Origin of the sequence: Streptomyces antimicrobicus (assembly GCF_020532625.1) — a bacterium.
GTDB classification, from domain to species: domain Bacteria; phylum Actinomycetota; class Actinomycetes; order Streptomycetales; family Streptomycetaceae; genus Streptomyces; species Streptomyces antimicrobicus.
Window position 1 is genome coordinate 1 of the sequence record NZ_JAJAUY010000041.1, and the last position, 23241, is coordinate 23241.

General features: G+C 70.6%; 21 protein-coding genes and 1 tRNA gene. 9 read left to right on the forward strand and 13 right to left on the reverse strand.

Annotation, left to right across the window (positions count from 1 at the left end; all coding sequences use genetic code 11):
* The 4 genes from LG632_RS13235 to LG632_RS13250 all read left to right on the forward strand — a co-directional run.
* Nucleotides 1-1639, forward strand: a 1639-nt coding sequence (locus tag LG632_RS13235) for a proline-rich domain-containing protein (RefSeq protein WP_308108360.1), incomplete at its 5' end; no start/stop codon positions are given.
* Between the two features lie 157 nt (nucleotides 1640-1796).
* On the forward strand, nucleotides 1797-2480 hold the full coding sequence (locus LG632_RS13240; RefSeq protein WP_226727248.1) for a response regulator transcription factor: 684 nt from the start codon (nucleotides 1797-1799) through the stop codon (nucleotides 2478-2480).
* A gap of 89 nt (nucleotides 2481-2569) precedes the next feature.
* The gene (gene galE, locus LG632_RS13245) at nucleotides 2570-3538 is read left to right on the forward strand and encodes a UDP-glucose 4-epimerase GalE (RefSeq protein ID WP_226727222.1); all 969 of its coding nucleotides are present in this window, start codon (nucleotides 2570-2572) and stop codon (nucleotides 3536-3538) included.
* Between the two features lie 554 nt (nucleotides 3539-4092).
* A complete protein-coding gene (locus LG632_RS13250; protein WP_226727249.1) occupies nucleotides 4093-4857 on the forward strand; it encodes a LuxR C-terminal-related transcriptional regulator in 765 nt (254 codons plus the stop codon).
* Here the strand turns inward: LG632_RS13250 and tamR are convergent.
* Complete coding sequence (gene tamR / locus LG632_RS13255) at nucleotides 4816-5313, reverse strand: MarR family transcriptional regulator TamR (protein ID WP_069920592.1); 498 nt, start codon at nucleotides 5311-5313, stop codon at nucleotides 4816-4818. The two genes, LG632_RS13250 and tamR, sit on opposite strands and share 42 nt — an antisense overlap.
* Nucleotides 5314-5474: 161 nt before the next feature.
* On the opposite strand from tamR, the gene LG632_RS13260 reads away from it, so the two are divergent.
* Both LG632_RS13260 and LG632_RS13265 read left to right on the forward strand, forming a co-directional pair.
* On the forward strand, nucleotides 5475-6344 hold the full coding sequence (locus LG632_RS13260) for a trans-aconitate 2-methyltransferase (protein WP_226727223.1): 870 nt from the start codon (nucleotides 5475-5477) through the stop codon (nucleotides 6342-6344).
* Nucleotides 6345-6349: 5 nt separating this feature from the next.
* The gene (locus LG632_RS13265; RefSeq protein WP_226727224.1) at nucleotides 6350-6712 is read left to right on the forward strand and encodes a VOC family protein; all 363 of its coding nucleotides are present in this window, start codon (nucleotides 6350-6352) and stop codon (nucleotides 6710-6712) included.
* Between the two features lie 92 nt (nucleotides 6713-6804).
* Here the strand turns inward: LG632_RS13265 and LG632_RS13270 are convergent, their stop codons facing one another.
* From LG632_RS13270 to LG632_RS13280, 3 genes are all read right to left on the reverse strand, one after another.
* Nucleotides 6805-8532, reverse strand: coding sequence for an FG-GAP repeat domain-containing protein (locus LG632_RS13270; protein WP_226727225.1), 1728 nt, complete (start codon nucleotides 8530-8532; stop codon nucleotides 6805-6807).
* A gap of 228 nt (nucleotides 8533-8760) precedes the next feature.
* Nucleotides 8761-9438 (reverse strand): TetR/AcrR family transcriptional regulator, encoded by a 678-nt coding sequence (locus LG632_RS13275; RefSeq protein WP_226727226.1) that lies wholly within the window; start codon nucleotides 9436-9438, stop codon nucleotides 8761-8763.
* Nucleotides 9435-10415, reverse strand: a complete 981-nt coding sequence (locus LG632_RS13280) for an acyl-CoA desaturase (RefSeq protein ID WP_226727227.1) — start codon at nucleotides 10413-10415, stop codon at nucleotides 9435-9437. Before LG632_RS13280 ends, LG632_RS13275 begins: the two co-directional genes overlap by 4 nt.
* 287 nt (nucleotides 10416-10702) lie before the next feature.
* Between LG632_RS13280 and ppc the strand changes: the two genes are divergently transcribed.
* Nucleotides 10703-13432 carry a phosphoenolpyruvate carboxylase gene (gene ppc / locus LG632_RS13285; protein WP_226727228.1) on the forward strand — a complete coding sequence of 910 codons (2730 nt, stop codon included), beginning with the start codon at nucleotides 10703-10705 and terminating at the stop codon, nucleotides 13430-13432.
* A 72-nt stretch (nucleotides 13433-13504) separates the two neighbouring features.
* On the opposite strand, the gene LG632_RS13290 is transcribed toward ppc, so the two are convergent.
* The 7 genes from LG632_RS13290 to LG632_RS13320 all read right to left on the reverse strand — a co-directional run bounded on the left by LG632_RS13290 (nucleotide 13505) and on the right by LG632_RS13320 (nucleotide 19241).
* Nucleotides 13505-14248 carry an LPXTG cell wall anchor domain-containing protein gene (locus tag LG632_RS13290; RefSeq protein ID WP_226727229.1) on the reverse strand — a complete coding sequence of 248 codons (744 nt, stop codon included), beginning with the start codon at nucleotides 14246-14248 and terminating at the stop codon, nucleotides 13505-13507.
* Between the two features lie 117 nt (nucleotides 14249-14365).
* Nucleotides 14366-14959, reverse strand: coding sequence for an aminoacyl-tRNA hydrolase (gene pth, locus LG632_RS13295; protein ID WP_226727230.1), 594 nt, complete (start codon nucleotides 14957-14959; stop codon nucleotides 14366-14368).
* An 87-nt stretch (nucleotides 14960-15046) separates the two neighbouring features.
* Complete coding sequence (locus tag LG632_RS13300; RefSeq protein WP_226727231.1) at nucleotides 15047-15625, reverse strand: 50S ribosomal protein L25/general stress protein Ctc; 579 nt, start codon at nucleotides 15623-15625, stop codon at nucleotides 15047-15049.
* 187 nt (nucleotides 15626-15812) lie between these two features.
* The gene (locus LG632_RS13305; protein ID WP_226727232.1) at nucleotides 15813-16790 is read right to left on the reverse strand and encodes a ribose-phosphate diphosphokinase; all 978 of its coding nucleotides are present in this window, start codon (nucleotides 16788-16790) and stop codon (nucleotides 15813-15815) included.
* A gap of 123 nt (nucleotides 16791-16913) precedes the next feature.
* Nucleotides 16914-18362: a bifunctional UDP-N-acetylglucosamine diphosphorylase/glucosamine-1-phosphate N-acetyltransferase GlmU gene (gene glmU / locus LG632_RS13310; RefSeq protein WP_226727233.1), complete on the reverse strand. Its 1449-nt coding sequence runs from the start codon at nucleotides 18360-18362 to the stop codon at nucleotides 16914-16916.
* 109 nt (nucleotides 18363-18471) lie between these two features.
* A tRNA-Gln gene (locus LG632_RS13315) sits at nucleotides 18472-18542 on the reverse strand.
* Between the two features lie 6 nt (nucleotides 18543-18548).
* Complete coding sequence (locus LG632_RS13320) at nucleotides 18549-19241, reverse strand: hypothetical protein (protein WP_308108366.1); 693 nt, start codon at nucleotides 19239-19241, stop codon at nucleotides 18549-18551.
* A gap of 150 nt (nucleotides 19242-19391) precedes the next feature.
* Here LG632_RS13320 and LG632_RS13325 point away from each other — a divergent pair, with 150 nt between their 5' ends.
* Nucleotides 19392-20729 carry a sensor histidine kinase gene (locus tag LG632_RS13325; RefSeq protein WP_226727234.1) on the forward strand — a complete coding sequence of 446 codons (1338 nt, stop codon included), beginning with the start codon at nucleotides 19392-19394 and terminating at the stop codon, nucleotides 20727-20729.
* A 215-nt stretch (nucleotides 20730-20944) separates the two neighbouring features.
* Here LG632_RS13325 and LG632_RS13330 read toward each other — a convergent pair whose 3' ends face one another.
* On the reverse strand, nucleotides 20945-21469 hold the full coding sequence (locus LG632_RS13330) for an SUKH-3 domain-containing protein (protein ID WP_226727235.1): 525 nt from the start codon (nucleotides 21467-21469) through the stop codon (nucleotides 20945-20947).
* Nucleotides 21469-22002, reverse strand: a complete 534-nt coding sequence (locus LG632_RS13335; protein ID WP_226727236.1) for a YwqJ-related putative deaminase — start codon at nucleotides 22000-22002, stop codon at nucleotides 21469-21471. The genes LG632_RS13330 and LG632_RS13335 overlap by 1 nt, the downstream gene beginning before the upstream one ends.
* Before the next feature lie 252 nt (nucleotides 22003-22254).
* Between LG632_RS13335 and LG632_RS13340 the strand changes: the two genes are divergently transcribed.
* Nucleotides 22255-23238, forward strand: coding sequence for an SMI1/KNR4 family protein (locus LG632_RS13340; RefSeq protein ID WP_226727237.1), 984 nt, complete (start codon nucleotides 22255-22257; stop codon nucleotides 23236-23238).
* The last annotated feature ends 3 nt before the right edge of the window (nucleotides 23239-23241 follow it).

Below are 23241 nucleotides of genomic sequence, written 5' to 3' on the forward strand. Positions count from 1 at the left end.
GCCGCAGCCCCAGCCGGGCTACGGCTACCCGCAGCAGCCGCCCGCCGGCTACGGCTACCCGCAGCAGCCCGGCACCCCGGCCCCCGGCGCCCCTGCGCCCGGCACCCCGGCGCCCGGCGCCCCCACCTGGACCTCCCCGTCGCCCTGGCCCCAGCAGCCGGGCACCGTCCCGATGGCGGCCGCGCCGGCGCCCGGCGGCGGCAACGCCAAGCGCAACCAGCTGATGATCATCGGCGCGGCCGTGCTCGCCATCGCCCTCATCGTCGGCGGCGGCTTCTGGCTGACCTCCGGTGACGACGGCGGCGGCAAGCAGGACACCGCCAACGGCCAGAACAACGGCGGTGGCGGCGGCGACAAGCCCGGCGGTGGCGGCGGCACGGAGAAGGTGCCGTCGAACACCAAGGCCAAGACGCTGGTCAACGTGCCGCAGCCGGAGGTCCAGGACGTCGTGGACGTCGGCGGTTCCTGGATCACCGACTCCGTCTACGTCAAGGGCGACGTGGCCAAGATCGTCGGCTACGGCCTCAACGACGGCGGCAAGAAGTGGGAGATCCCGCTCACCGGCCAGCTGTGCGGCGCGACCACCCACGTCAGCGACAACAAGACCGCCGTCCTGTTCCAGGAGGGCATGCCCTCCGACCAGAACAAGTACCCCCGCTGCAACCAGGTCGGCGTGATCGACCTCAACGCGGGCAAGCTGGCCTGGTCCGGCTCCGTCCAGTCGGTCGCCAGCGGCGACAAGAAGGTGGAGTTCAAGGAGGTCACCCTCTCCGGCCAGACGGTGGCCGCGGGCGGCCTGCAGGGCGGCGCCGCCTGGAACCTCGCCGACGGCAAGAACCTGTGGCTGCCCAAGCCGGACGCCGAGAAGTGCTACGACCTCGGCTACGGCGGCGGCGAGGCCCTCGCCGTGCTCCGCAAGTGCGGCGGCTACGGCCAGCAGTACCTCCAGGCGCAGGTCCTCGACCCCGCCACCGGCGCGCCCAAGTCCTCGTACAAGATGTCCCCCGGCATCGAGTGGGCCCACATCGTGTCCACCAAGCCGTTCGTGGTCGCCGCCGACGTCGGCGACACGGCCAAGGGCGGCAGCGGGGTCAGCGACCTGTTCGTCATCGACGACGCGGGCCAGCTCAAGACCAAGATCGCGATGTCCTCGGGCAACTACGACCCGGACTGCCCGGCCACCGAGGTCGAGGGCTGCACCAAGATCGTCGTCGGCAACGGCAAGGTCTACGTGCCCTCTGCCGAGCACCAGGGCGCCACGGCCACCGGCCGCACCAACGAGCTGCTGTCGTTCGACCTGAACACCGGCAAGCAGACCACGGACCGCGCCGACGCCGGCGAGCGCTACACGCTCGTCCCGCTGCGCATGGACGGGTCGAACATCATCGCCTACAAGTGGCCGCCGTACGACAAGGGCGGCCAGGTGGTCAGCATCGACGGGGCCACGATGAAGGAGACCCTGCTGATGGAGATGCCGGCGGACAAGGACTTCCGGCGCGCCGAGACCAGCTTCTCCGTCGAGCACGCCGAGTACCGCTACCACAACGGCCGGCTGTTCATCGCCGAGCAGCTGATCAGCAAGCGGTACTCGAGCAGCGGCGACCCGGAGTACCTGTTCGCCTCCTTCGCCGCGAACTGACCGCCCGCCGCACCGGCTGCGGCACCCGCCAGGCGAACGCGTCAGGAACGCCCCCGGAAGGTCCGCCCTTCCGGGGGCTTTCTCGTCGGTAACCGGCGCACACCGTCGAACAAGCGTGTAGCTTGCCGGGGCAGAAGGGTCGGGGGTGGGTGCCGCAATGGGCGTACGGGTCGTGGTGGTCGACGAGCACCGGCTGCTGGCCGAGGCGCTCGCCTCGGCACTGAAGCTGCGCGGTCACCGGGTGCTGGCCGCGACCGCTCCGGCGGCGGGCGCCGCCGAGCTGGTCATCAGCCGCTCGCCGGAGGTCTGCCTCCTGGGCACCGCGACCCCCGCCGAGCCCGGGGTGTTCGACCCGGTCGTGCGGATCAAGCGGGAGCGCCCGCAGATCGCCGTCGTGGTCCTCGGTCCGGTGCCCAGCCCGCGCGGGATCGCCGCGGCCTTCGCCGCCGGCGCCTCGGGCTACGTACGCCAGGACGAGCGGATCGAGGGCGTGGAGCGGGCCCTGGCCAAGGCCCGCACGGGCGAGGCGGCGGTGGCCCCGCAGCTGCTCCAGGGCGCGTTCGGGGAGCTGCTCAACCCCGCGGCCCAGCCGGACGACGAGGCCGGGCGGCTGCTGCGGCTGCTGACCCCGCGTGAGGTCGAGGTGCTGGTGCGGGTCGCGGAGGGCGAGGACACCCGGCTGATCGCCGCCGGGATGGCCATCGCGCCCAGCACGGCCCGCACGCACGTGCAGCGGGTGCTGATGAAGCTGGGCGTCGGCTCCCGGCTGGAGGCGGCGGCGCTGGCCGCCCGGACCGGGCTGCTGGACCGGGCCGCCGGGCAGCGCCCCACGGGTCCGTGAGGGCGGCCGATTTCCCCGCAGCACCGTCCATGGGGTAAGCCAGAGACGTCATCCCGGACGGGTGCATCCATGCGAGAGGTAGTAGGCGAGTGAGCAAGTACCTGGTCACCGGCGGCGCCGGATACGTGGGCAGCGTGTGCGCGGCCCATCTCCTGGAGGCCGGCCACGAGGTCACGGTCCTCGACAACCTCTCCACCGGCTTCCGCGAGGGCGTCCCCGCCGGCGCCACCCTGATCGAGGCCGACATCCGCGACGCGGGCCGCCACCTGGACGACTCCTACGAGGCCGTGCTCCACTTCGCGGCCTTCTCGCAGGTCGGCGAGTCGGTGGTGAACCCGGGCAAGTACTGGGACAACAACGTCGGCGGCACCATGGAGCTGCTGGCCGCCATGCGCGGGGCGGGCGTGCGCAAGCTGGTCTTCTCCTCCACCGCCGCCACCTACGGCGAGCCGGAGTCCACCCCGATCACCGAGACCATGCCGACCGCGCCGACCAACCCGTACGGCGCGTCCAAGCTGGCCGTGGACCACATGATCACCGGTGAGGCGGCGGCGCACGGCCTGGCCGCGGTCTCGCTGCGCTACTTCAACGTGGCGGGCGCGTACGGCGCGTACGGCGAGCGGCACGACCCCGAGAGCCACCTGATCCCGCTGGTCCTCCAGGTCGCCCTGGGGCAGCGCGCGGCGATCTCGGTGTTCGGCGAGGACTACCCGACCCCGGACGGCACCTGCGTGCGCGACTACATCCACGTCGCCGACCTCGCCGAGGCGCACCTGGCGGCGCTGGACGCGGCCGTCGCCGGCGAGCACCTGATCTGCAACCTGGGCAACGGCAACGGCTTCTCGGTCCGCGAGGTGATCGAGACCGTCCGCAAGGTCACCGGGCACGAGATCCCCGAGGTCGTCGCCGAGCGCCGGGCCGGCGACCCGGCCGTCCTGGTGGCGTCGGCCGCGCGGGCGCACGAGCGGCTCGGCTGGACCCCGCGGCGCCCGGACCTCGCCGGCATCGTCGCCGACGCCTGGGAGTTCGCCCAGCGGCGGCGGGCCGCGCAGGCCTGAACCGGGCGCGCGGCGGGGCGCGGACCCCGCCCGGCGCGGCGTACTGCTCCTCCTGCCACGGCGTAGGGCGGCTTTCGCCAGGGCGTAGGGCGGCTCTCGCCACGGCGTACGGCTCCCCTCGCACGGCGTACGGCCCCGGCGCGTGAGACGGCTCACGCGCCGGGGCCGTGCTGTGTGCGCGGGCGCCCGGCGTACGCACGCTGCGTGAATCGCACCCCGTGCAACTGCCCGTGGCACGATCACGGCCGCAGAATGGTTTCGCGAGGGCCCCGAAGGGGCCAATTCCAGCCACCTGATCGGGACTTCGAAGCCCCTGGGCCGGAAAATCCCTCGGAAAACTTCTGCTATTCGGCCAACCGCCGGACGCCCGGGGCCCTACGCTGATGCGTGACACCGGTGGGGGCCGGTGTTGATTCAGGGGTCGAGACACATCGGGTACGACGTCCGGTCCGGGGTAGCACTGAAGTCACGGCGGCGGCCGGGGCGGCTGCGGCGAACCCCGGATCCGGGCGTCGTACCCGCCGTCGTCCGTTCCCCGACCCTTGGGGGTGTCTGTGGTTCGTATCCGGGTTCTCGTGGTGGACGATCACCGCATCTTCGCCGAGTCGCTCGCCGCCGCCCTGGCGGCCGAGCCCGACGTGGACGTGTCCGCGGCCGGGAGCGCCCCGGCGGCCCTGCGCTGTCTGGACCGCGCGGCGGGTGAGGGGCGCCGCTTCGACGTGCTGCTCGTGGACGCCGACCTCGGCGGCGGCGCGGGCACGGTGCCCGTCCAGCGGGAGTCGGGCTCGGGCCCGCCCCCGGCCGGGGAGGGCATCTCGCTGGTCGCGGGCGTGCGTACGGCCCATCCGGGCGTCCGTACGGTGGTCCTGGCCGAGCGGGACGACCCGCGCCGGGCCGCGCTGGCCCTGCAGGCGGGCGCCTCGGGCTGGGTGGCCAAGGACTGCTCGCTCTCGCGCCTGCTGACCGTCGTACGGGGCGTGCTGCGGGAGGAGACCCATCTGCCGCCCGCGCTGCTGACCGGCGTGCTGCGGGAGCTGACGGCCGCCCGCAAGCACCGTACCGACAGCGAGCGGCTGGTGGAGTCCCTGACGCCGCGTGAGCACGAGGTGCTGCGCTGCATGGTGGCGGGCCTGGGCCGCAAGGAGGTGGCCGCGCGGCTGTTCCTGTCCCCGCACACGGTCCGCACCCACATGCAGAACGTCCTCGGCAAGCTCGGCGTGCACTCCACGCTCGCGGCCGTGGCCCTGGCCCGGCGGGCCGGGGTGCGGCCGGCGGAGCTAGCCGGGGATGTTGTCGAACGGAGCGGTCAGCTGGCGTAGCAGGGCCGCCAGGTCCCCGCGCTGGGCGCGGGAGAGCTGGGCGAGGATCGCCCGCTCCTGCGCCAGCAGGCCGGCGAGCGCCTGGTCGGCCCGGTCACGGCCCTCGGGGGTCAGGCGTACCAGCACCCCCCGGCGGTCGCTGGGGTCGGGCAGGCGCTCGACCAGGCCCTTCTTGGCGAGCCGGTCGATGCGGTTGGTCATGGTGCCGGACGTCACCAGGGTCTGGGTGAGCAGCTGGCCCGGGGAGAGCTGGTAGGGGGCGCCGGCCCGGCGCAGGGAGGTGAGGACGTCGAACTCCCACGGCTCCAGGCCGTGCTCGGAGAAGGCGAGCCGGCGGGCCCGGTCGAGGTGACGGGCGAGCCGGCTGACGCGGCTGAGCACTTCGAGCGGTTCCACGTCGAGGTCAGGGCGCTCCCGCCGCCATGCCGCGACCAATCGGTCGACCTCGTCCTCCATGCCGCTCAGTGTAAGGGATCTATCGACATGAAGTATCTTGAATTCAAGTCTCTTGTGATCAAGCATCTTGACATCGAGATATATTTCCCGCGAGGCTGGGGCATGGAGGGGGCCGGGACTGCTTCCGCTTCATCCCGCCCCGCCAGTAGGGAGGCTCGAACATGCATTCCGATGCTGCGCCGGCCGTCCGTTCCCGGACGGTCACCGAAGGCCCCACGCCTTCCGCGCCCACCTGGGACCCGCAGCAGTACCTGCGGCACGCCGGCCACCGCACACGCCCCTTCGTGGACCTGCTCGCCCGGATACCCGACCTGCCCACGCAGGCCCCCCGCATCGCCGACCTGGGCTGCGGCCCCGGCAACGTCACCGCCCTGCTCGCCGACCGCTGGAGCAAGGCGCGCATCACCGGCTACGACCTCTCGCGCGAGATGCTGGAGCGGGCCGCCGAGGAGCACGCCGGGCCCACACCCGGCGGCGGCAGCCTCGACTTCCGGCACGCCGACATCGCCTCCTGGCTGCCCGAGGAGCCTTACGACCTGATCGTCTCCAACGCCGCCCTGCAATGGGTACCCAGCCACCCCGGCTCCTTCGCCGCCTGGATCAACGGCCTGCGGCCCGGCGGCACCTTTGCCTTCCAGATCCCCGGCAACTTCCAGGCGCCCAGCCACAGCCTGCTCGCCGCCCTCTGCGACACCCCGCGCTGGCGGCCCCGCCTCGCGGGCCTGGGCGCCCGCTACATCCACCTGCTGGAACCCGGCGAGTACCTGGCCCGGCTCACCGAACTCGGCTGCGCCGTCGAGGTCTGGGAGACCACGTACTACCAAATGCTCACCGGCCCCGACCCCGTCCTGGACTGGGTCAAGGGCACCGCCCTGCGCCCGGTGCTGACCGCGCTCGGCGAGGACCAGGAGGCCGTCTCCGACTTCCTGCTCCAGTACCGCGACCTGCTGCGCGGCGCCTACCCGCCCGGCCCCCGCGGCACCGTCTTCCCGTTCCGGCGAGTCTTCGCCATCGCCCGCAAGGAGAACTGACCACCGTGCTCACTGCCGTCGACCACGTCCAGCTCGCCGCCCCGCCCGGCTCCGAGGACCAGCTGCGCGCCTACTACGCGGGCGTGCTCGGCATGACCGAGATCCCCAAACCGCCCGTCCTCGCGGCCCGCGGCGGCTGCTGGTTCGCCGCCGGCCCGGTGCAGCTGCACCTGGGCGTGGAGGAGGACTTCCGCCCCGCCCGCAAGGCCCACCCGGGCCTGCGCGTCACCGGCATCGAGGCCTACGCCGCCCAGCTGGAGGAACGCGGGGCCAAGGTCGTCTGGGACGACAACCTCCCCGGCCACCGGCGCTTCTACTCCGAGGACCCGGTCGGCAACCGCCTGGAGTTCCTGGAGCCCACCCCGTGACCCCGGGGAGCACCCGCCCCTGGTTATGACACGGCGCCCCGGCACCGGAGGAAGATCCGGTGCCGGGGCGCCGTCGGGCCCGCAGAAGCCGATCAGCCGATGCTGCGGTAGGTGAAGCCGTTCGCGACGCCGACCGCGCCGGACCAGACCGCGCTGCCGAACGGGTTGTCCGCCGCCTTCCGGGTCACCGTGCCGTCCGCGTCGACCAGGATCAGGTCCGCCTTGCCGTCACCGGTCACGTCACCGGGAGAGGTCACGGAGACCAGGTTGGGCGTGAACAGGTTGGTCACCAGCCAGCGGCCCTTGAACGGGGCCGAGGCGTTGCCCGTGGCCTGGTGGTAGTACGCGTCACCGTTCGGCGTGACGCCCGCGACGTCGGCGTGGCCGTCGCCGTTGAAGTCACCCGAGGCGATGAACTTGTACTGGTCCCAGCCGCCGCCGACATTGATCGGGGCTGCGAACTTGTTGCCGGTGCCGTCGCCCTGGTGGACGTAGAGGTTGCCCCAGATGTCACGGGTCAGCAGGTCGCCCTTGCCGTCGCCGGAGACGTCGCCGCCGCCGACCACGTAGCTGGTGACGCCCCACCAGTCACCGGCGAGGGACTGTCCGGTGGTGCGGTTGGTCAGGCCCCACTGGTTGAACTGGAGCTGGTGACCCCAGTTCCGCTTGTCCAGACCGGCCGCCAGGACGAGCTTCGAGCCGTCGTCCGGCCACACGAAGCCGCCCGACTTGAACGGGGCGTGGAAACCGCCGTCGAGCTTGTTGACGTGCTGCCACGCCTGCCCGTTGGCGTCGATCCCGCCGATGCTCTTCTTGCCGTAGACGGGGGTGATGCTCGCGCCGACGAACATCTCCAGGCTCGTCCAGCCCTTGCCGCACTCGTACTGCCAGGTGAACCTGCCGTTGCCCTCGGAGAAGTGGCAGAACAGGTCGCCCGTGCCGGTGACGCCCATGATGTCGGCCTTGCCGTCGCCGTCGATGTCGTCGGCGGCGACCAGCTGCGTGTAGAAGGTCCAGCCGCTGGCGATCTGGGTGCGCCACTGCAGGACGCTGGAGGCGTTGCCGGAGCCCCGGTGGAGGAAGAGCTCACCGGTGGGCATGCGGCCGATGACGTCCGGCGCGCCGTCGCCGTCGACGTCACCCGTGCCGAGGATCTGGTCGTACTGCTCCCAGCCGCTGCTGACCTTGACCCGGCCCGCGAACGGGCTGGAGACGTTGCCGGTGCCGGCGTAGTAGTACAGGTCACCGGAAGGCGTGCGGGCCAGCAGGTCCTGGCGGCCGTCCCGGTTGAGGTCACCGGCGCCGAAGACGCGGTTGTAGACCTGCCAGCCGGTGCCGGTCCACAGCGGGGCCCCGGCCCAGTTGCCGGAGGTCTCGCGCAGCTGGAGCTTGCCGTCGAAGGTCAGCGTCAGGATCTCGGGGTTCCAGTTCCCGACGGCGTTGCCCAGGGCGACGATGTCCTTGACGGTCTCCTGGTCGTCACCCTCGATGCGGAAGTCGACGACCGGGGACTGCGGGTTGCTGGTCGGGAAGGCGCCCGTGTAGCCGGCGCCGGTGCGGAACAGCAGGTCGCTGAAGCCGTCGCCGTCCAGGTCCAGACGCGGCTGCTGGGTGGCCGCGGTCGCGCCCTGCGCCCAAGCGCGCTGGTCGCGTTCCGGACGCGTGACGGTCGGCTTGACCGCCGGGGCGACGGCCGCCGGGCGGTCCGACCCCTTGCCGGCGGCCGAGGCCGGACCGGCGGAGAGCAGGGCGCCCGCGGAGAGAGCCAGAGCGGTGCAGGCGGCGAGGCGGGCGAGGCGCTTGGAGCGCGAGTGGGACAAGAGGTTTCTCCCTGAGTAGCAAGGTGAAACCGGGTGGACGCGTGGACTTCCACGAGCGCGTGCGGGCATGCGGGCATGGACCATGCGGGCATGCCTGAGCTGCGCCGTCGGTGATTTTGCGTTCCCCCCCGGGAGTGATCACAGAGTACGCGGGAAGATCCCCGAGGAAGAAGTGGTTTCTCGTACAACCTTTCGACATGTCGTCGATCGCCGCCCGGCCGCCCGCGATCAGCTCTTGCGGTGCCCCACCAGGCGGGGCTTCGACTCCAGGCCGTCCAGGCCGTGCCAGGCCAGGTTCACCAGGTGCGCGGCCACCTCGGCCTTCTTCGGGCGGCGGACGTCCAGCCACCACTGGCCCGTCAGGGCCACCATGCCCACCAGCGCCTGCGCGTACAGCGGGGCCAGCTTCGGATCGAAGCCGCGGGCCTTGAACTCAAGGCCCAGGATGTCCTCCACCTGCGTGGCGATGTCGCTGATCAGCGAGGCGAAGGTACCCGTCGACTGGGCGACGGGGGAGTCGCGGACCAGGATGCGGAAACCGTCGGTGTACGTCTCGATGTAGTCCAGCAGGGCGAACGCCGCCTGCTCCAGCAGCTCCCGCGGATGCCCGGCCGTCAGCGCGCCCGTGACCATGTCCAGCAACTGGCGCATCTCCCGGTCGACCACGACCGCGTACAGCCCCTCCTTGCCGCCGAAGTGCTCGTAGACCACCGGCTTGGACACCCCCGCCTTCGCCGCGATCTCCTCCACCGAGGTGCCCTCGAAGCCCTTCTCGGCGAACAGGGCACGGCCGATGTCCAGCAGTTGCTGGCGCCGCTCCGCGCCCGTCATCCTCACCCGGCGGCTGCGCCGGGGCCTGTCGCTGCTGGAAGTACTACCGCCGTCGATCGCCACGCCCCCCATCATGCCGCGTTCGACAGGTTTTCCTTGCGCCGGGCGTCGATGCGGTCCTCCGACGGCCACCGCACGTCGGTCGCCCAGCCGAGCTGTTCGAACCAGCGGATCAGCCGGGCGCTGGAGTCCACCTGCCCGCGCAGCACCCCGTGCCGGGCCGAGGTCGGGTCCGCGTGGTGCAGGTTGTGCCAGGACTCCCCGCACGACAGCACCGCCAGCCACCACACGTTGCCCGAGCGGTCCCGGGACCGGAACGGGCGCTTGCCCACCGCGTGACAGATCGAATTGATCGACCACGTCACATGGTGCAGCAGGGCCACCCGGACCAGCGAGCCCCAGAAGAACGCCGTGAACGCCCCCCACCACGACCAGGTCACCAGCCCGCCCACCAGCGGCGGGATCAGCAGCGACACCACCGTCCACAGCACGAACTGCCGACTGACCGCCCGCAGCGCCCGGTCCTTGACCAGATCAGGGGCGTACTTGCGCTGATCGGTCTGCTCCGCGTCGAACAACCACCCCACATGCGCCCAGCACAAGCCCTTCAACAGCGCCGGAACCGTCTCCCCGAACCGCCACGGCGAATGCGGGTCACCCTCGGCGTCCGAGAACCTGTGGTGCTTGCGGTGATCGGCCACCCACCGCACCAGCGGCCCCTCCACCGCCATCGACCCGGCGATCGCCAACGCGATCCGCAGCGGCCGCCGCGCCTTGAAGGAACCGTGCGTGAAATGCCGGTGGAAACCGACCGTGATCCCGTGGCACGCCACGAAATACATGAACGCCATCAAACCCAGATCCAGCCAGCTCACCCCCCAGCCCCACGCCAGCGGAACCGCCGCCAGCAACGCCACGAAAGGCACGGTGATGAACAGCAGCAGCGCGATCTGCTCGATCGACCGCTTCTGCTCGCCACCGAGCGTCGCGGACGTCTCGGCCTCGTCCGAGGGCGCGGAGCCGCCCCTGATCAGATCGGGCGAAAGAGTCATAGGGCGTCCCTGGGGGTGGGGGATGGGGGGAAGGGGGGAGTCGGCACGACCCGCGGGTCGTCCACGCCGGCTCGGGCCACTACGGCTACGGGACCGTAACCTACGGCAACGTAAGTATGGCAAAGGCGCGCCCCACGGCAACAGCTCCCCTACCCCTCCGCACCCCCGGTCCCACCCCGCCCCAGGTGGGGGGTACCACCGGCACCACCCCAGGCCACCTATCCTGGTGCCGTCGGACAGCGCGGTCCGCCCCAGTAGCGTTCGTAACACTGCAAGGAGCCGCACCCGTGAGCAGTGCTGACCAGTCCACCCCCAACGCCGAGCTGCGCGCCGACATCCGCCGCCTCGGCGACCTGCTCGGCGAGACCCTCGTCCGCCAAGAGGGCCAGGAACTCCTCGACCTCGTCGAACAGGTCCGCGCGCTCACCCGCACCGACGGCGAAGCCGCAGCCGAGCTGCTGGGACACACCGACCTGGAGACCGCGGCCAAGCTCGTCCGCGCCTTCTCCACCTACTTCCACCTCGCCAACGTCACCGAGCAGGTCCACCGCGGCCGCGAGCTGCGCGCCCTGCGCGCCGCCGAAGGCGGCCTCCTCGCCCGCACCGCCGACATGCTCAAGGACGCCGACCCCGCACACCTGCGCGAAACCGTCGCCCACCTCAACGTCCGGCCGGTCTTCACCGCCCACCCCACCGAAGCGGCCCGCCGCTCGGTCCTCAACAAGCTGCGCCGCGTCGCCGCACTGCTCGAAGAACCCGTCACCGGCGCCGGCGACCGCCGCCGGCACGACCTGCGGCTCGCCGAGAACATCGACCTCATCTGGCAGACCGACGAACTGCGCGTCGTACGGCCCGAACCCGCCGACGAGGCCCGCAACGCCATCTACTACCTCGACGAACTGCACGCCGGCGCCGTCGGCGACGTCCTGGAGGACCTCGCCGCCGAACTCCAGCGCGTCGGCGTCGAGCTCCCCCCCGGCACCCGCCCCCTGACCTTCGGCACCTGGATCGGCGGCGACCGCGACGGCAACCCCAACGTCACCCCCGAGGTCACCCGCGAGGTGCTGATCCTCCAGCACGAACACGGCATCAGCGACGCACTGGACCTCATCGACTTCCTCCGCGGCCTGCTGTCCAACTCCATCCGCTACACCGGCGCCACCGAAGAACTCCTCGCCTCCCTCCAGACCGACCTCGAACGCCTCCCCGAGATCAGCCCCCGCTACAAGCGCCTCAACGCCGAAGAGCCCTACCGCCTCAAGGCCACCTGCATCCGGCAGAAGCTGCTCAACACCCGCGAACGCCTCGCCAAGGGCACCCCCCACGAGACCGGCCGCGACTACCTCGGCACCGCCGAACTCCTCGCCGACCTCACCCTCATCCAGACCTCCCTGCGCGAGCACCGCGGCGGCCTCTTCGCCGACGGCCGCATGGACCGCACCATCCGCACCCTCGCCGCCTTCGGCCTCCAGCTCGCCACCATGGACGTACGCGAACACGCCGACGCCCACCACCACGCCCTCGGCCAGCTCTTCGACCGCCTCGGCGAGGAATCCTGGCGCTACGCCGACATGCCCCGCGACTACCGGCAAAAGCTCCTGGCCAAGGAACTGCGCTCCCGCCGCCCCCTCGCCCCCACCCCCGCCCCCCTCGACGCCGCCGGCGCCAAGACCCTCGGCGTGTTCTTCACCATCAAGGACGCCTTCGAGAAGTTCGGCCCCGAAGTCATCGAGTCCTACATCATCTCCATGTGCCAAGGCGCCGACGACGTCTTCGCCGCCGCCGTCCTCGCCCGCGAAGCCGGCCTCATCGACCTCCACGCCGGCTGGGCCAAGATCGGCATCGTCCCCCTGCTGGAGACCACCGACGAACTGCGCGCCGCCGACGTCATCCTCGACGACATGCTCGCCGACCCCTCCTACCGGCGCCTGGTCTCCCTCCGCGGCGACGTCCAGGAAGTGATGCTCGGCTACTCCGACTCCTCCAAGTTCGGCGGCATCACCACCAGCCAGTGGGAGATCCACCGCGCCCAGCGCCGCCTGCGCGACGTCGCCCACCGCTACGGCGTCCGCCTGCGCCTCTTCCACGGCCGCGGCGGCACCGTCGGCCGCGGCGGCGGCCCCTCCCACGACGCCATCCTCGCCCAGCCCTGGGGCACCCTCGAAGGCGAGATCAAGGTCACCGAACAGGGCGAAGTCATCTCCGACAAGTACCTCGTACCGTCCCTCGCCCGCGAAAACCTCGAACTGACCGTCGCCGCCACCCTCCAGGCCTCCGCGCTGCACACCGCACCCCGCCAGTCCAGCGACGCCCTGGCCCGCTGGGACGCCGCCATGGACATCGTCTCCGACGCCGCACACGCCGCCTACCGGCGCCTGGTCGAGGACCCCGACCTGCCCGCCTACTTCTTCGCCTCCACCCCCGTCGACCAGCTCGCCGACCTCCACCTCGGCTCCCGGCCCTCCCGCCGCCCCGACTCCGGCGCCGGCCTCGACGGCCTGCGCGCCATCCCCTGGGTGTTCGGCTGGACCCAGTCACGCCAGATCGTCCCCGGCTGGTACGGCGTCGGCTCCGGCCTGAAGGCCCTGCGCGAAGCCGGCCAGGACGACGTCCTGACCGAGATGGGCAACCGCTGGCACTTCTTCCGCAACTTCCTGTCCAACGTCGAGATGACCCTCGCCAAGACCGACCTGCGGATCGCCCGCCACTACGTCGACACCCTCGTGCCCGACCACCTCAAGCACATCTTCGAACTGATCCAGGCCGAACACGCCCTCACCGTCGCCGAAGTCCTGCGCATCACCGGCGGCGAACGCCTCCTCGACTCCCAGCCCGTCCTCCAGCAGACCTTCGCCGTCCGCGACGCCTACCTCGACCCCATCTCCTACCTCCAGGTCTCCCTCCTCGCCCGCCAGCGAGCCGCCGCCGCAGCCGGCGAAACCCCCGACCCCCTCCTCAGCCGCGCCCTGCTCCTCACCGTCAACGGCGTCGCCGCCGGCCTCCGCAACACCGGCTGACCAACCACCCCACCCACGACGAAGCCCCCCGCCGCCGGTCTCCCGGCGACGGGGGGCTTCCTCACCACAGCACTACCGCATCGCCCGACGCCGCCGCACCGTCAACGCCGCACCCACCGCGATCAGCCCACCCGCCAACGCGGCCAGCAGACCGACCGGCGCGTCCGAACCGGTCTTCGCCAGACCACCCGACGGCGACGACGGCGAACCCGACGGCACCGGCGCCGACGACACCGGCGCCGCCGACGACGGCGACCCGCTCACCGAACCCGACGGCTTCGGCCCCGCCGAACCCGACGGCGACACCGACGACGACGGCGACACCGACACCGACGGCGACACCGACGGCGACGGCTTGGACGACGCAGACGCCGACACGCTCGGCGACGGCGACGCACCCGGCCCCGAAACCGCCGGACACGTGTGGGACAAGTTGAACCACGACAACGCCCCGCCCCGCACCTCGGCCACCGCCGACGTCAGCTTCGCACCCGGCGCCGACGCCACGTACGCGTGGTTCGCGTTCGGCGGCCCGAACGACGTCACGACCTGCTGCCCACCAGGCTCGAAGGTCACCGTCAGCTTCACGAAGGAAACCGCCTTCGGATTGCCCGGAGCGATGAAGTGCCAGCCGTCCTGCGACGCCGGAACCGAGGCGCACTTCGCCTCGTGCTCACCGAACCCCGCAGCCGTCAAAGGCACCTGCTGGTGCAGCGGAACCGTGTACGAATCAGCCGCGAACGCAGGCGTCGCGACCAGCAGACAAGCAGCGGCAGGCAGCACGACAGCCGCCCGATGAAGCCTCGATATGGGCATAGCGGAACCTCAGGTGTACGAGGGAGACCAACCGTGGGGGGCGGCAGCTCAGCATGCTGATCCCCGCCGCCACGGTCAAGCCGCTACGCACCACCCGAAAAAACGATCACACCAGCATCAGGAGTTGTAAGCCGACTGCGCCCGCTCCAACCCCTCCACCACCAGACACTCCACCGCATCCGCCGAACGGTCCACGAACCAGTCCAGCTCCTTGCGCTCCACCGACGAAAAATCCTTCAACACGAAGTCCGCCACCTGCATCCGACCCGGAGGACGCCCGATACCGCACCGCACCCGGTGATACCCCGCCCCCGACGACTTCGTGATCGACTTCAACCCGTTGTGGCCGTTGTCCCCACCCCCCAGCTTCAACCGCAACGTCGCGTAATCGATGTCCAACTCGTCGTGCACCGCCACCACCCGCTCCAGCGGCACCTTGTAGAAATCACGCAACGCCGTCACCGGGCCACCCGACAGATTCATGAACGACATCGGCTTCACCAGCACCACCCGCCGACCCGCCGGCCCCGGCGGACCCACACGGCCCTCCACCACCTGCGCACGACCCGCCTTGTGCGCCTTGAACCTGCCACCCATCCGCTCCGCCAGCAGATCCACCACCATGAAACCGATGTTGTGGCGGTTCCCCGCGTACTCGGCACCCGGATTACCCAGCCCGACCACCAGCCACGGGCTCGACTCGTCCGACACTCTGCTCGCTCCTCACACAAGACGACCGCCGCCCCACTCCGACAGGAGCAGAACGGCGGTCGGTCAGCAACGTGGTACCGAGAGGACTCAGGCCTCCTCGGTCTCCTCCGCGGCCGGCTCCTCGGCCTGCGCCGCCAGCACCTGCAGCACGACCGCGTCCGCGTCCGTCACCAGAGTGACACCCGACGGCAGCGTGACGTCCTTCGCGAGCACCGACGCGCCCGCCTCCAGACCCTCCACCGACACCGTCACGGCCTCCGGCAGGTGCGTGGCCTCGGCCTCGACCGACAGGGTGTTCAGCACGTGCTCCAGCAGGTTCCCACCCGCAGCCAGCTCACCCTCGGCGTGCACCGGAACCTCCACCGTGACCTTCTCGCCCTTCTTCACGACGAGGAAGTCCACGTGGTTGATGACCGGCTTCAGCGGGTGACGCTGCACGGCCTTCGGGATCACCAGCTCGGTGCCCGCACCCTCGATGTCCAGGGAGATCAGGACGTTCGGGGTCTTCAGCGCCATCATCAGCGCGTGCGCCTCGACGTTGACGTGCTTCGGGTCCTGGCCGTGACCGTAGATCACGGTCGGCGTCAGGTTCGCGCGACGCGCCTGACGGGCAGCGCCCTTACCGAAGTCGGTACGCAGCGAGCCGGAAAGCTTCACCTCGGACATGTTCACTCCTCGTGGGGTGACGGATACGGACAAGGTCACCCGGCCACCAAACGGCCTGCTACGAAGAGCGCGTCGATAACGGAGAACCGCCACGCACACGCGTGCGGCCTCCCTCGCCGAGCAACCCGATGAGTCTACCCGGCCGGGAGGCCACACCAAAAAAGGATCTACACGACCCTCGTCCCCGCTACTGCTGCTCCTCGAACAGGCTCGTCACCGAACCGTCCTCGAAGACCTCACGCACCGCACGAGCGATCATCGGAGCGATCGACAACACCGTGATCTTGTCCAGCTCCAGGTCCGACGGATCCGGCAGCGTGTTCGTGAACACGAACTCGCTCACCTTCGAATTCTTCAGACGGTCCGCAGCCGGCCCCGACAGAATGCCGTGCGTCGCCGTCACGATCACATCCTCCGCACCGTGCGCGAACAGCGCCTCGGCCGCAGCACAAATCGTGCCACCGGTGTCGATCATGTCGTCCACCAGCACGCAGACGCGGCCCTTGACCTCACCGACCACCTCGTGCACCGTCACCTGATTGGCGACGTCCTTGTCACGACGCTTGTGCACGATCGCCAGCGGCGCATCCAGCCGGTCGCACCAACGGTCCGCCACACGCACCCGGCCCGCGTCCGGAGACACCACCGTCAGCTTGCTCCGGTCCACCTTCGCACCGACATAGTCCGCCAGCACGTTGAGCGCCGACAGATGATCCACCGGACCGTCGAAGAACCCCTGGATCTGATCCGTGTGCAGGTCCACCGTCAAGATCCGGTCCGCACCCGCCGTCTTCAGCAGATCCGCCACCAGACGCGCCGAAATCGGCTCACGGCCCTTGTGCTTCTTGTCCTGCCGCGCATACCCGTACGACGGAACGATCACCGTGATCGAACGCGCCGACGCACGCTTCAGCGCGTCAATCATGATCAACTGCTCCATGACCCACTTGTTGATCGGAGCCGTGTGGCTCTGGATCACAAAGCAGTCCGCACCCCGCGCCGACTCCTCGAAGCGGACATAGATCTCACCATTGGCGAAATCAAAAGCCTTCGTCGGCACCAGACCGACACCCAGCTGATGCGCGACCTCCTCGGCCAGCTCGGGGTGGGCGCGGCCGGAGAAGAGCATCAGCTTCTTCTCGCCGGTCGTCTTGATCCCGGTCACAGCACTGTCTCCTCAGACGTGTTGAAAGCTGCTCGGCCCCATGCGCGTCCGTCCCGCGCACGGCGAACCAGCCGAATTGCGTGCACTATCACGGTACGCCGTCCCCGGCCTACCTGTTTCCGGTCAGTGCGCGTCGGAGTCCGTCGGAACCGCCGACGCCGCCGCCTGCGCAGCAGCACTACCCGGACGCTTACGAGCCACCCAACCCTCGATATTGCGCTGCTGACCACGGGCCACAGCCAGCGCACCGGGCGGCACATCCTTGGTGATCACCGAGCCGGCAGCCGTGTACGCACCGTCCCCGATCGTGACAGGCGCCACAAACATGTTGTCCGACCCCGTCTTGCAGTGCGAACCGACCGTCGTGTGGTGCTTGTGCTCACCGTCATAGTTCACAAAAACACTCGCCGCACCGATGTTCGTGTACTCACCGATCGTCGCATCACCCACGTACGACAGATGCGGCACCTTCGTACCCTCACCGATCGACGCGTTCTTCATCTCCACGTACGTCCCGGCCTTCGCCTTCGCACCCAACGACGTACCCGGCCGCAGATACGCGAACGGCCCCACACTCGCGAACTCACCGATCACCGCACCGTCCGCCACCGTGTTGTCCACCCGCGCACCGGCACCCACCCGCGTATCCCTCAGGCGCGTGTTCGGACCCACCTCCGCGCCCTCACCGACATACGTGTCACCCAGAAGCTGCGTACCCGGATGGATCAGCGCATCCTGACCGAAACCGACCGTCACGTCCACGAACGTACTGCCCGGATCCACCACCGTCACCCCACCGAGCATCGCCCGCTCCAGCAGCCGCGCATTCAGCAGCGCACGCGCCTCCGCCAGCTGGACCCGGTTGTTGATCCCCAGGATCTCCCGGTGGTCCTTCCCCACCGACGCACCCACCCGATGACCCGCCTCACGCAAGATCCCCAGCACATCCGTCAGGTACTCCTCACCCTGACTGTTGTCCGTACGGACCTTCCCCAGCGCATCCGCCAGCAGCGCACCGTCGAACGCGAACACACCCGAATTGATCTCCCGGATCGCACGCTGCGCATCCGTGGCGTCCTTGTGCTCCACGATCGCCTTCACCGCGCCCGACTCCACATCGCGCACGATGCGGCCGTAACCGGTCGAGTCCGGGACCTCGGCCGTCAGCACCGTCACGGCGTTGCCGTCGGCGTCGTGCGTGGCCACCAGCGCGGACAGGGTCTGCGCGGTCAGCAGCGGGGTGTCACCGCAGACGACGACCACGGTGCCCTCGACCGCCCCGCCGAGCTCCTCCAGAGCCATCCGGACGGCGTGACCGGTGCCGTTCTGCTCGTGCTGCACCGCGGTGCGCACACCGGGGTCGACGGCGGAGAGGTGCGCCTGCACCTGCTCCCGGGCGTGTCCCACGACGACGACCAGGTCGTGCGGGTCCAGCTCACGGGCGGCGGCGACGACGTGACCGACGAGCGAACGCCCGCAGATCTCGTGGAGAACCTTCGGAGTGGCCGACTTCATGCGGGTGCCCTCACCCGCTGCGAGTACGACGACGGCTGCCGGGCGGTTGGCGCTCACGGGTGTGCCCTTCGGCTTCGGGTGGTGGACCCGTGCAGGATACCGGGGGGTCGGGGGCCGTGAACGAGGCCGGGCCCCGACCGTGACGGTCGGGGCCCGGCCACGCATGCTCCCGGGGGAGGACTCGAACCCCCATGATCAGAACCAAAATCTGACGTCTTGCCCTTAGACGACCCGGGATAGCCGTTATGTCCGATTCAGAAGATCGGCCTCGTATGCAGCCCCTACTATGCCGCACCACCAGCCTTCGATGCGACGGTAAAGCTCGGCGCTTTGCCGCACTCGGACGGTGAGACACCCGCGATAGGACTCCCCCGTGTTCTTGCGCAGGGTCGTCGGGGTGTGGCGCTTGATGACGGTCGTGCCCAGATCGGCGAGGTCGATCCCGGCGAGATCGGCCCAGAACTTCTCGGCGGCCGGAATGTCTGCCGTCTCGTGGATCGTGACGCTGAAGTGGATCTTCTCGGGGTCCACGCCCAGCAGGCGAAGCCAGGTCAGGTAGACCTTGATCATGCCCGGATCGCTGTTCACGAAGATCACCCGCTCGCGGCGATCGTAGGTCTTGTCTTTCGCTCCCTCGGACCAGTAGAGCCCGACGCCGATGAGGAACAGCTCCCGCTCCGTCAGGGTGCCGATCTCCGCCGCGGCGGCCCGCTTGGTCTCCTGGCGGGCGGCGTCCCGTGCGGCCAGCTCGCGGTCCCAGCGGGCGCGGGCGGCCTGCTTGCCCTGCTCGACGCGCCGTGCGGGCGTCGGCAGGTCGCGGACCCAGAGGGAGACCGAGCTCTTGGCGCAGCCCAGCTCGGCGGTGATCTCGTTGTAGGTGCGGCCCTGGAGGCGTAGCTCGCGGGCCCTGGCCTGGAGGTCGGTTTTTGCCTTCATGGGGGCTACGGTGCGTCCGGAATTCGGTATTCCTGCCATGAAATCCGGATGATTCAGTCGTATGTGCGATGGTCGCGGATTTGGGCGCATCTCCGGAGTGTGTGTGATAAGCCGCCGGTGCGGCGGGGGCCCGCCCGTACGCTGGTGGGCATGACCAGTACGGGGGAACGGCAGGGCGAAGGGGTTCGCGCGGGGCCGTTGTGGTGGGGGCGGCCTGGGGAGGCCGTGCTGGATGTGGGGCTGGGGCTGGTGTCGGCCCTGGAGTGCGGCTGGGAGGGTGTGGCCGTCGCCGGTGAGGCCGGGGTGCCGACGGCGGTGGGTGTGGTCCTCGCGGCGCTCGTGGGGGCGACGCTCGTGCTGCGTCGGCGGTGGCCGGTGGCGGTGGTGCTGGTGGGCATCGCGGTGGCGCCGGCGGCGATCGGTTTCCTGTTGGGCCTTGTGGGGCTGTACACGGTGGCCGCGTCGGAGGTGCCGCGGCGGATCACGGTCACGCTGACGTCGATGTCGTTCGTGGCGACGTTCGTGGTGATGTGGGTGCGGACGCGTGCGGACGTGAACGGTGAGGTCGGGCCCGGTTACGTGGCGACGCTCGCGGTGTTCATCGCGGTCGCGCTGAATGTGCCGCCGGTTCTGTACGGCCTGTACATGGGTGCGCGGCGTCGGTTGCTGGAGAGTTTGCAGGAGCGTGCGGATTCGTTGGAGCGGGAGTTGTCGCTGCTTGCGGATCGGGCGGAGGAGCGTGCGGAGTGGGCGCGGCAGGAGGAGCGGACGCGGATCGCGCGTGAGATGCACGACGTGGTGGCGCATCGGGTGTCGTTGATGGTGGTGCATGCGGCGGCGTTGCAGGCGGTGGCCGTGAAGGACCCGGAGAAGGCGCGGCGGAATGCGGCGTTGGTGGGGGACATGGGTCGGCAGGCATTGACGGAGTTGCGGGAAATGTTGGGTGTCTTGCGTGCTCCGCAGCCGTCGTCGGGGGTGGTGTCGGGGGTGGCGGCGGTGCCGGTGCGGGAGGCGGCCGGGGTGGCGGCGGCGGTGCGGTCGGTGTCGTGCGGTGGGTCGGCTGGTGTGGGGGAGGAGGGGCCGACGTTGGGGGAGTTGCGGGCGTTGGTGGGGCAGTCGCGGGCTGCGGGGATGCGGGTGGAGTTGGATGTGCGGGGTGAGGCGGGGGTGTACGCGGCGGAGGTGGAGCAGGCGGCGTACCGGGTGGTGCAGGAGGCGTTGACGAATTGCCACAAGCATGCCGCGGGGGCGGAGGTGGTGGTGCGGGTGGCGCATCGGGGTGGTGAGGTGGCGGTGCAGGTGGAGAACGGTCGTCCGTGTGACGGCGGGGTGCCGGAGCCGGGGTTGCCGAGTGGGGGCAATGGGCTGGTGGGGATGCGGGAGCGGGTGCTGGGGTTGGGTGGGGTGTTTGTGGCGGGTCCGACGGATGCGGGTGGTTTTCGGGTGTCGGCGGTGCTGCCGGGTGCGGGGGCGGCGGAGGTGGCGTAGGGGCCGCGGGTGGTGTCGGTGGCCCGTGGTCCGTGGTCGCGGGCCGGTGGTCCCGGGGGTGGGAGTCGGTGGGCCGGGGGTCGGTGGGCCGGGTCCGTGAGGTCGGTGGGCCGGGGGTCGGCGGGCCGGCGGCCGGGGGCCCGGGGGCTCGGGGGGCCGGTGGGTGGGCGCACGGGCCGGTGGTCGGCCCGTGTGCCGGTTGTGGCCTGCGGGGTTCAGCGGGGCGGCTGGTCGCCTGTGGTGAGGCGGGCGGGTTGGAGGCCGGTCAGGAGGGTGGTGAGGGCTTCGTCGAGGGTGGCGCCGAGGTACCAGTCGCCGGTGTGGTCGATGGAGTAGACGCGGCCGGTGGCGTCGAGGGCGAGGTGGGCGTTGCCGTCGGCTTCGGTGCCGAGGGGGCACAGTTCGGTGGACAGGGCGCGGCCGAGGTCGGCGAGGGTGCGGGCGAGGTGGAGTCCGGTGAGGGGGTCGAGCCTGAGGGTGGTGGGTGCTATTTGGCGGCCGGGTCCGGGTGCGGTGACGGTGAGTCCGCCGAATTCGGCCCAGGCTTCGACGGCTGCGGGGAAGACGGTGTGGCGGTGGCCGGCTGCGGTGGTGTGGTCGCGGAGGGCGTCGGCCCAGTACTCGGCCTGTTTGATGTCCCAGCGGCCTGGTTCCCAGCCGGCGGTGCGCAGGGCGGTGTCGACGGTGTGGGGGAAGCGGGTGGCCGAGGAGCGGTCGTAGGAGGCTGAGGCGGTGGTCATCACTTCTCGGGGGTGGTGAGGTCGACGGGTCGTACGCCGAAGTGGGCGAGGAGGGCGTCGCAGGAGCGGCAGGGCGGGGCGTAGCTGCCGTGGAGGGGGTCGCCGTCCTCGCGGATGCGGCGGGCGGTGATCTTCGCGTGTTTGAGGGCGCGGCGGGCTTCGCCGGGGGTGAGTGGTTTGCGGGAGGCGCGTTTGCTGCGGGCGCCTTCGACGGTGGTGAGGTGGCGGGAGATGAGGATGGCTTCGGGGCAGCGGCCGGTGAAGCGTTCTCGTTGGCCGCTGGTGAGGGTGTCGAGGAAGTCCTGCACGAGGGGGTGGAGGGTGGGTGGGCGGTCGCCTTTGCCGGCGGTGCTGGTGAGGGTTTCGCCGCGGACGGAGAGGGCTGCGGCGATGGTGGGGAGGATGCCGTCGCGGCGGAACCGGAGTACGGGTACGGCGGGGCCGTCGGTGGTGCTCCAGCGCAGCCGGGGGTCGCCGGCGGTGCTGTCGTGGGCCGGCGTGTCGGTGCGTGGTGCTGTCGCCGTGTGCTGCATGGTCGCGCTCTTCCTCCCGTGGCTGCGGTGGTCTGCCGCTGTGCGCACGCCCCCGTGCTGAGGGGACAGCCTGCCAAATGTCCCCTGTCGTGCGGAAGCGGGGTCGAATATTCGTATCAATTCGGATGTTCCTGGCCCGTGCCGGTGGTCTGTGCGCGGGTGGGGGGTGTGCGGGTGTCGGGGGCGGGTGGGCCGGTTGCGGGACCGCATAGGCTGGGGTGAATCAGCCAGATCCAGCAGGGGGCTACCGCCATGACGACAGGTCGGCTCGGGCAGCAGGCCGCGCCACCCAATGCCGCGTACTCGGGGCAGGTCGTGCACTTTCCGGACCCGGTCCGGGCCGCGCGGCATCCTCAGGGGGTGCGGATGGACGGGAACGGTCATCCGGACTTCTCCGCTTATGCCCGGGCGGCGGTGGAGATCGCCGAGCCGCCGGAGGGTTTCGGTGTGGACGAGCTGCGGCTGACGGACTATGTGTCGGCGAACGCGGCGATGCGTGCGGCGGGTCACGAGTTGTGGGACACGGTGGGTGCGGTGGCGACGCCGCACGGTTGGACGTGGCACCACGTGGCGGGGTCGCGTCGGCTGGAGCTGGTTCCGGTGGAGGTCAAGGCGTTGCTGCGGCATCATGCCGGGCTCGCGACGGCGCCGGTGGACCGGTCGAAGCGGGGTACGCGGCCGTTGCAGGAGGCGCGGCCGGTGCACCTGGCGTTGCCGAAGACGGTGGTGTCGGTGTCGGAGGCGCAGGTCCAGGGTGTGGAGGAGGACCTGGGTTACCGGTTGCCGGAGCCGTACCGGGCGTTCTTGAAGGCGGCGGGTGGTTGTGCGCCGGTGGGTGCGGCGTTGGACGTGGAGCTGGGGTTGCTGGTGGACCAGCCGTTCTTCACGGTGCGTGAGGAGGCGGCGGTGAACGACCTGGTGTACGTCAACAAGTGTTTGCGGGACCACCTGACGAAGGACTACCTGGGGGTGGCGTTCGTGCAGGGCGGGTTGCTGGCGGTGAAGGTGAGGGGTGAGGGGCTGGGCTCGGTGTGGTTCTCCCCGTTCGACGATGCGCGTGACCAGGACGGCTGGACGGTGCAGGAGCGGGTGGAGCGGCTGCTGTTGCCGTGCGGTTCCGATTTCGACGCCTTTCTCGAACGGTTGGCGGGGAATCCGCCGGAGCTGGAGTCGGTGGCCGGTCTGATGGTGGACGGCGGATTCGCGCGTTCGGTTCCGGTCGCGGTGGAGGGGTGATCG

Coding starts and splice junctions, on each gene's coding strand:
- LG632_RS13290 (WP_226727229.1), bottom strand. CDS start 14,248: ATGCCCATATCGAGGCTTCATCGGGCGGCTGTCGTGCTGCCTGCCGCT.
- LG632_RS13320 (WP_308108366.1), bottom strand. CDS start 19,241: ATGAAGGCAAAAACCGACCTCCAGGCCAGGGCCCGCGAGCTACGCCTC.
- LG632_RS13280 (WP_226727227.1), bottom strand. CDS start 10,415: ATGACTCTTTCGCCCGATCTGATCAGGGGCGGCTCCGCGCCCTCGGAC.
- LG632_RS13340 (WP_226727237.1), top strand. CDS start 22,255: ATGACGACAGGTCGGCTCGGGCAGCAGGCCGCGCCACCCAATGCCGCG.
- LG632_RS13300 (WP_226727231.1), bottom strand. CDS start 15,625: ATGTCCGAGGTGAAGCTTTCCGGCTCGCTGCGTACCGACTTCGGTAAG.
- LG632_RS13335 (WP_226727236.1), bottom strand. CDS start 22,002: ATGCAGCACACGGCGACAGCACCACGCACCGACACGCCGGCCCACGAC.
- LG632_RS13275 (WP_226727226.1), bottom strand. CDS start 9,438: ATGATGGGGGGCGTGGCGATCGACGGCGGTAGTACTTCCAGCAGCGAC.
- LG632_RS13325 (WP_226727234.1), top strand. CDS start 19,392: ATGACCAGTACGGGGGAACGGCAGGGCGAAGGGGTTCGCGCGGGGCCG.
- LG632_RS13260 (WP_226727223.1), top strand. CDS start 5,475: ATGCATTCCGATGCTGCGCCGGCCGTCCGTTCCCGGACGGTCACCGAA.
- LG632_RS13330 (WP_226727235.1), bottom strand. CDS start 21,469: ATGACCACCGCCTCAGCCTCCTACGACCGCTCCTCGGCCACCCGCTTC.
- tamR (WP_069920592.1), bottom strand. CDS start 5,313: ATGGAGGACGAGGTCGACCGATTGGTCGCGGCATGGCGGCGGGAGCGC.
- LG632_RS13240 (WP_226727248.1), top strand. CDS start 1,797: ATGGGCGTACGGGTCGTGGTGGTCGACGAGCACCGGCTGCTGGCCGAG.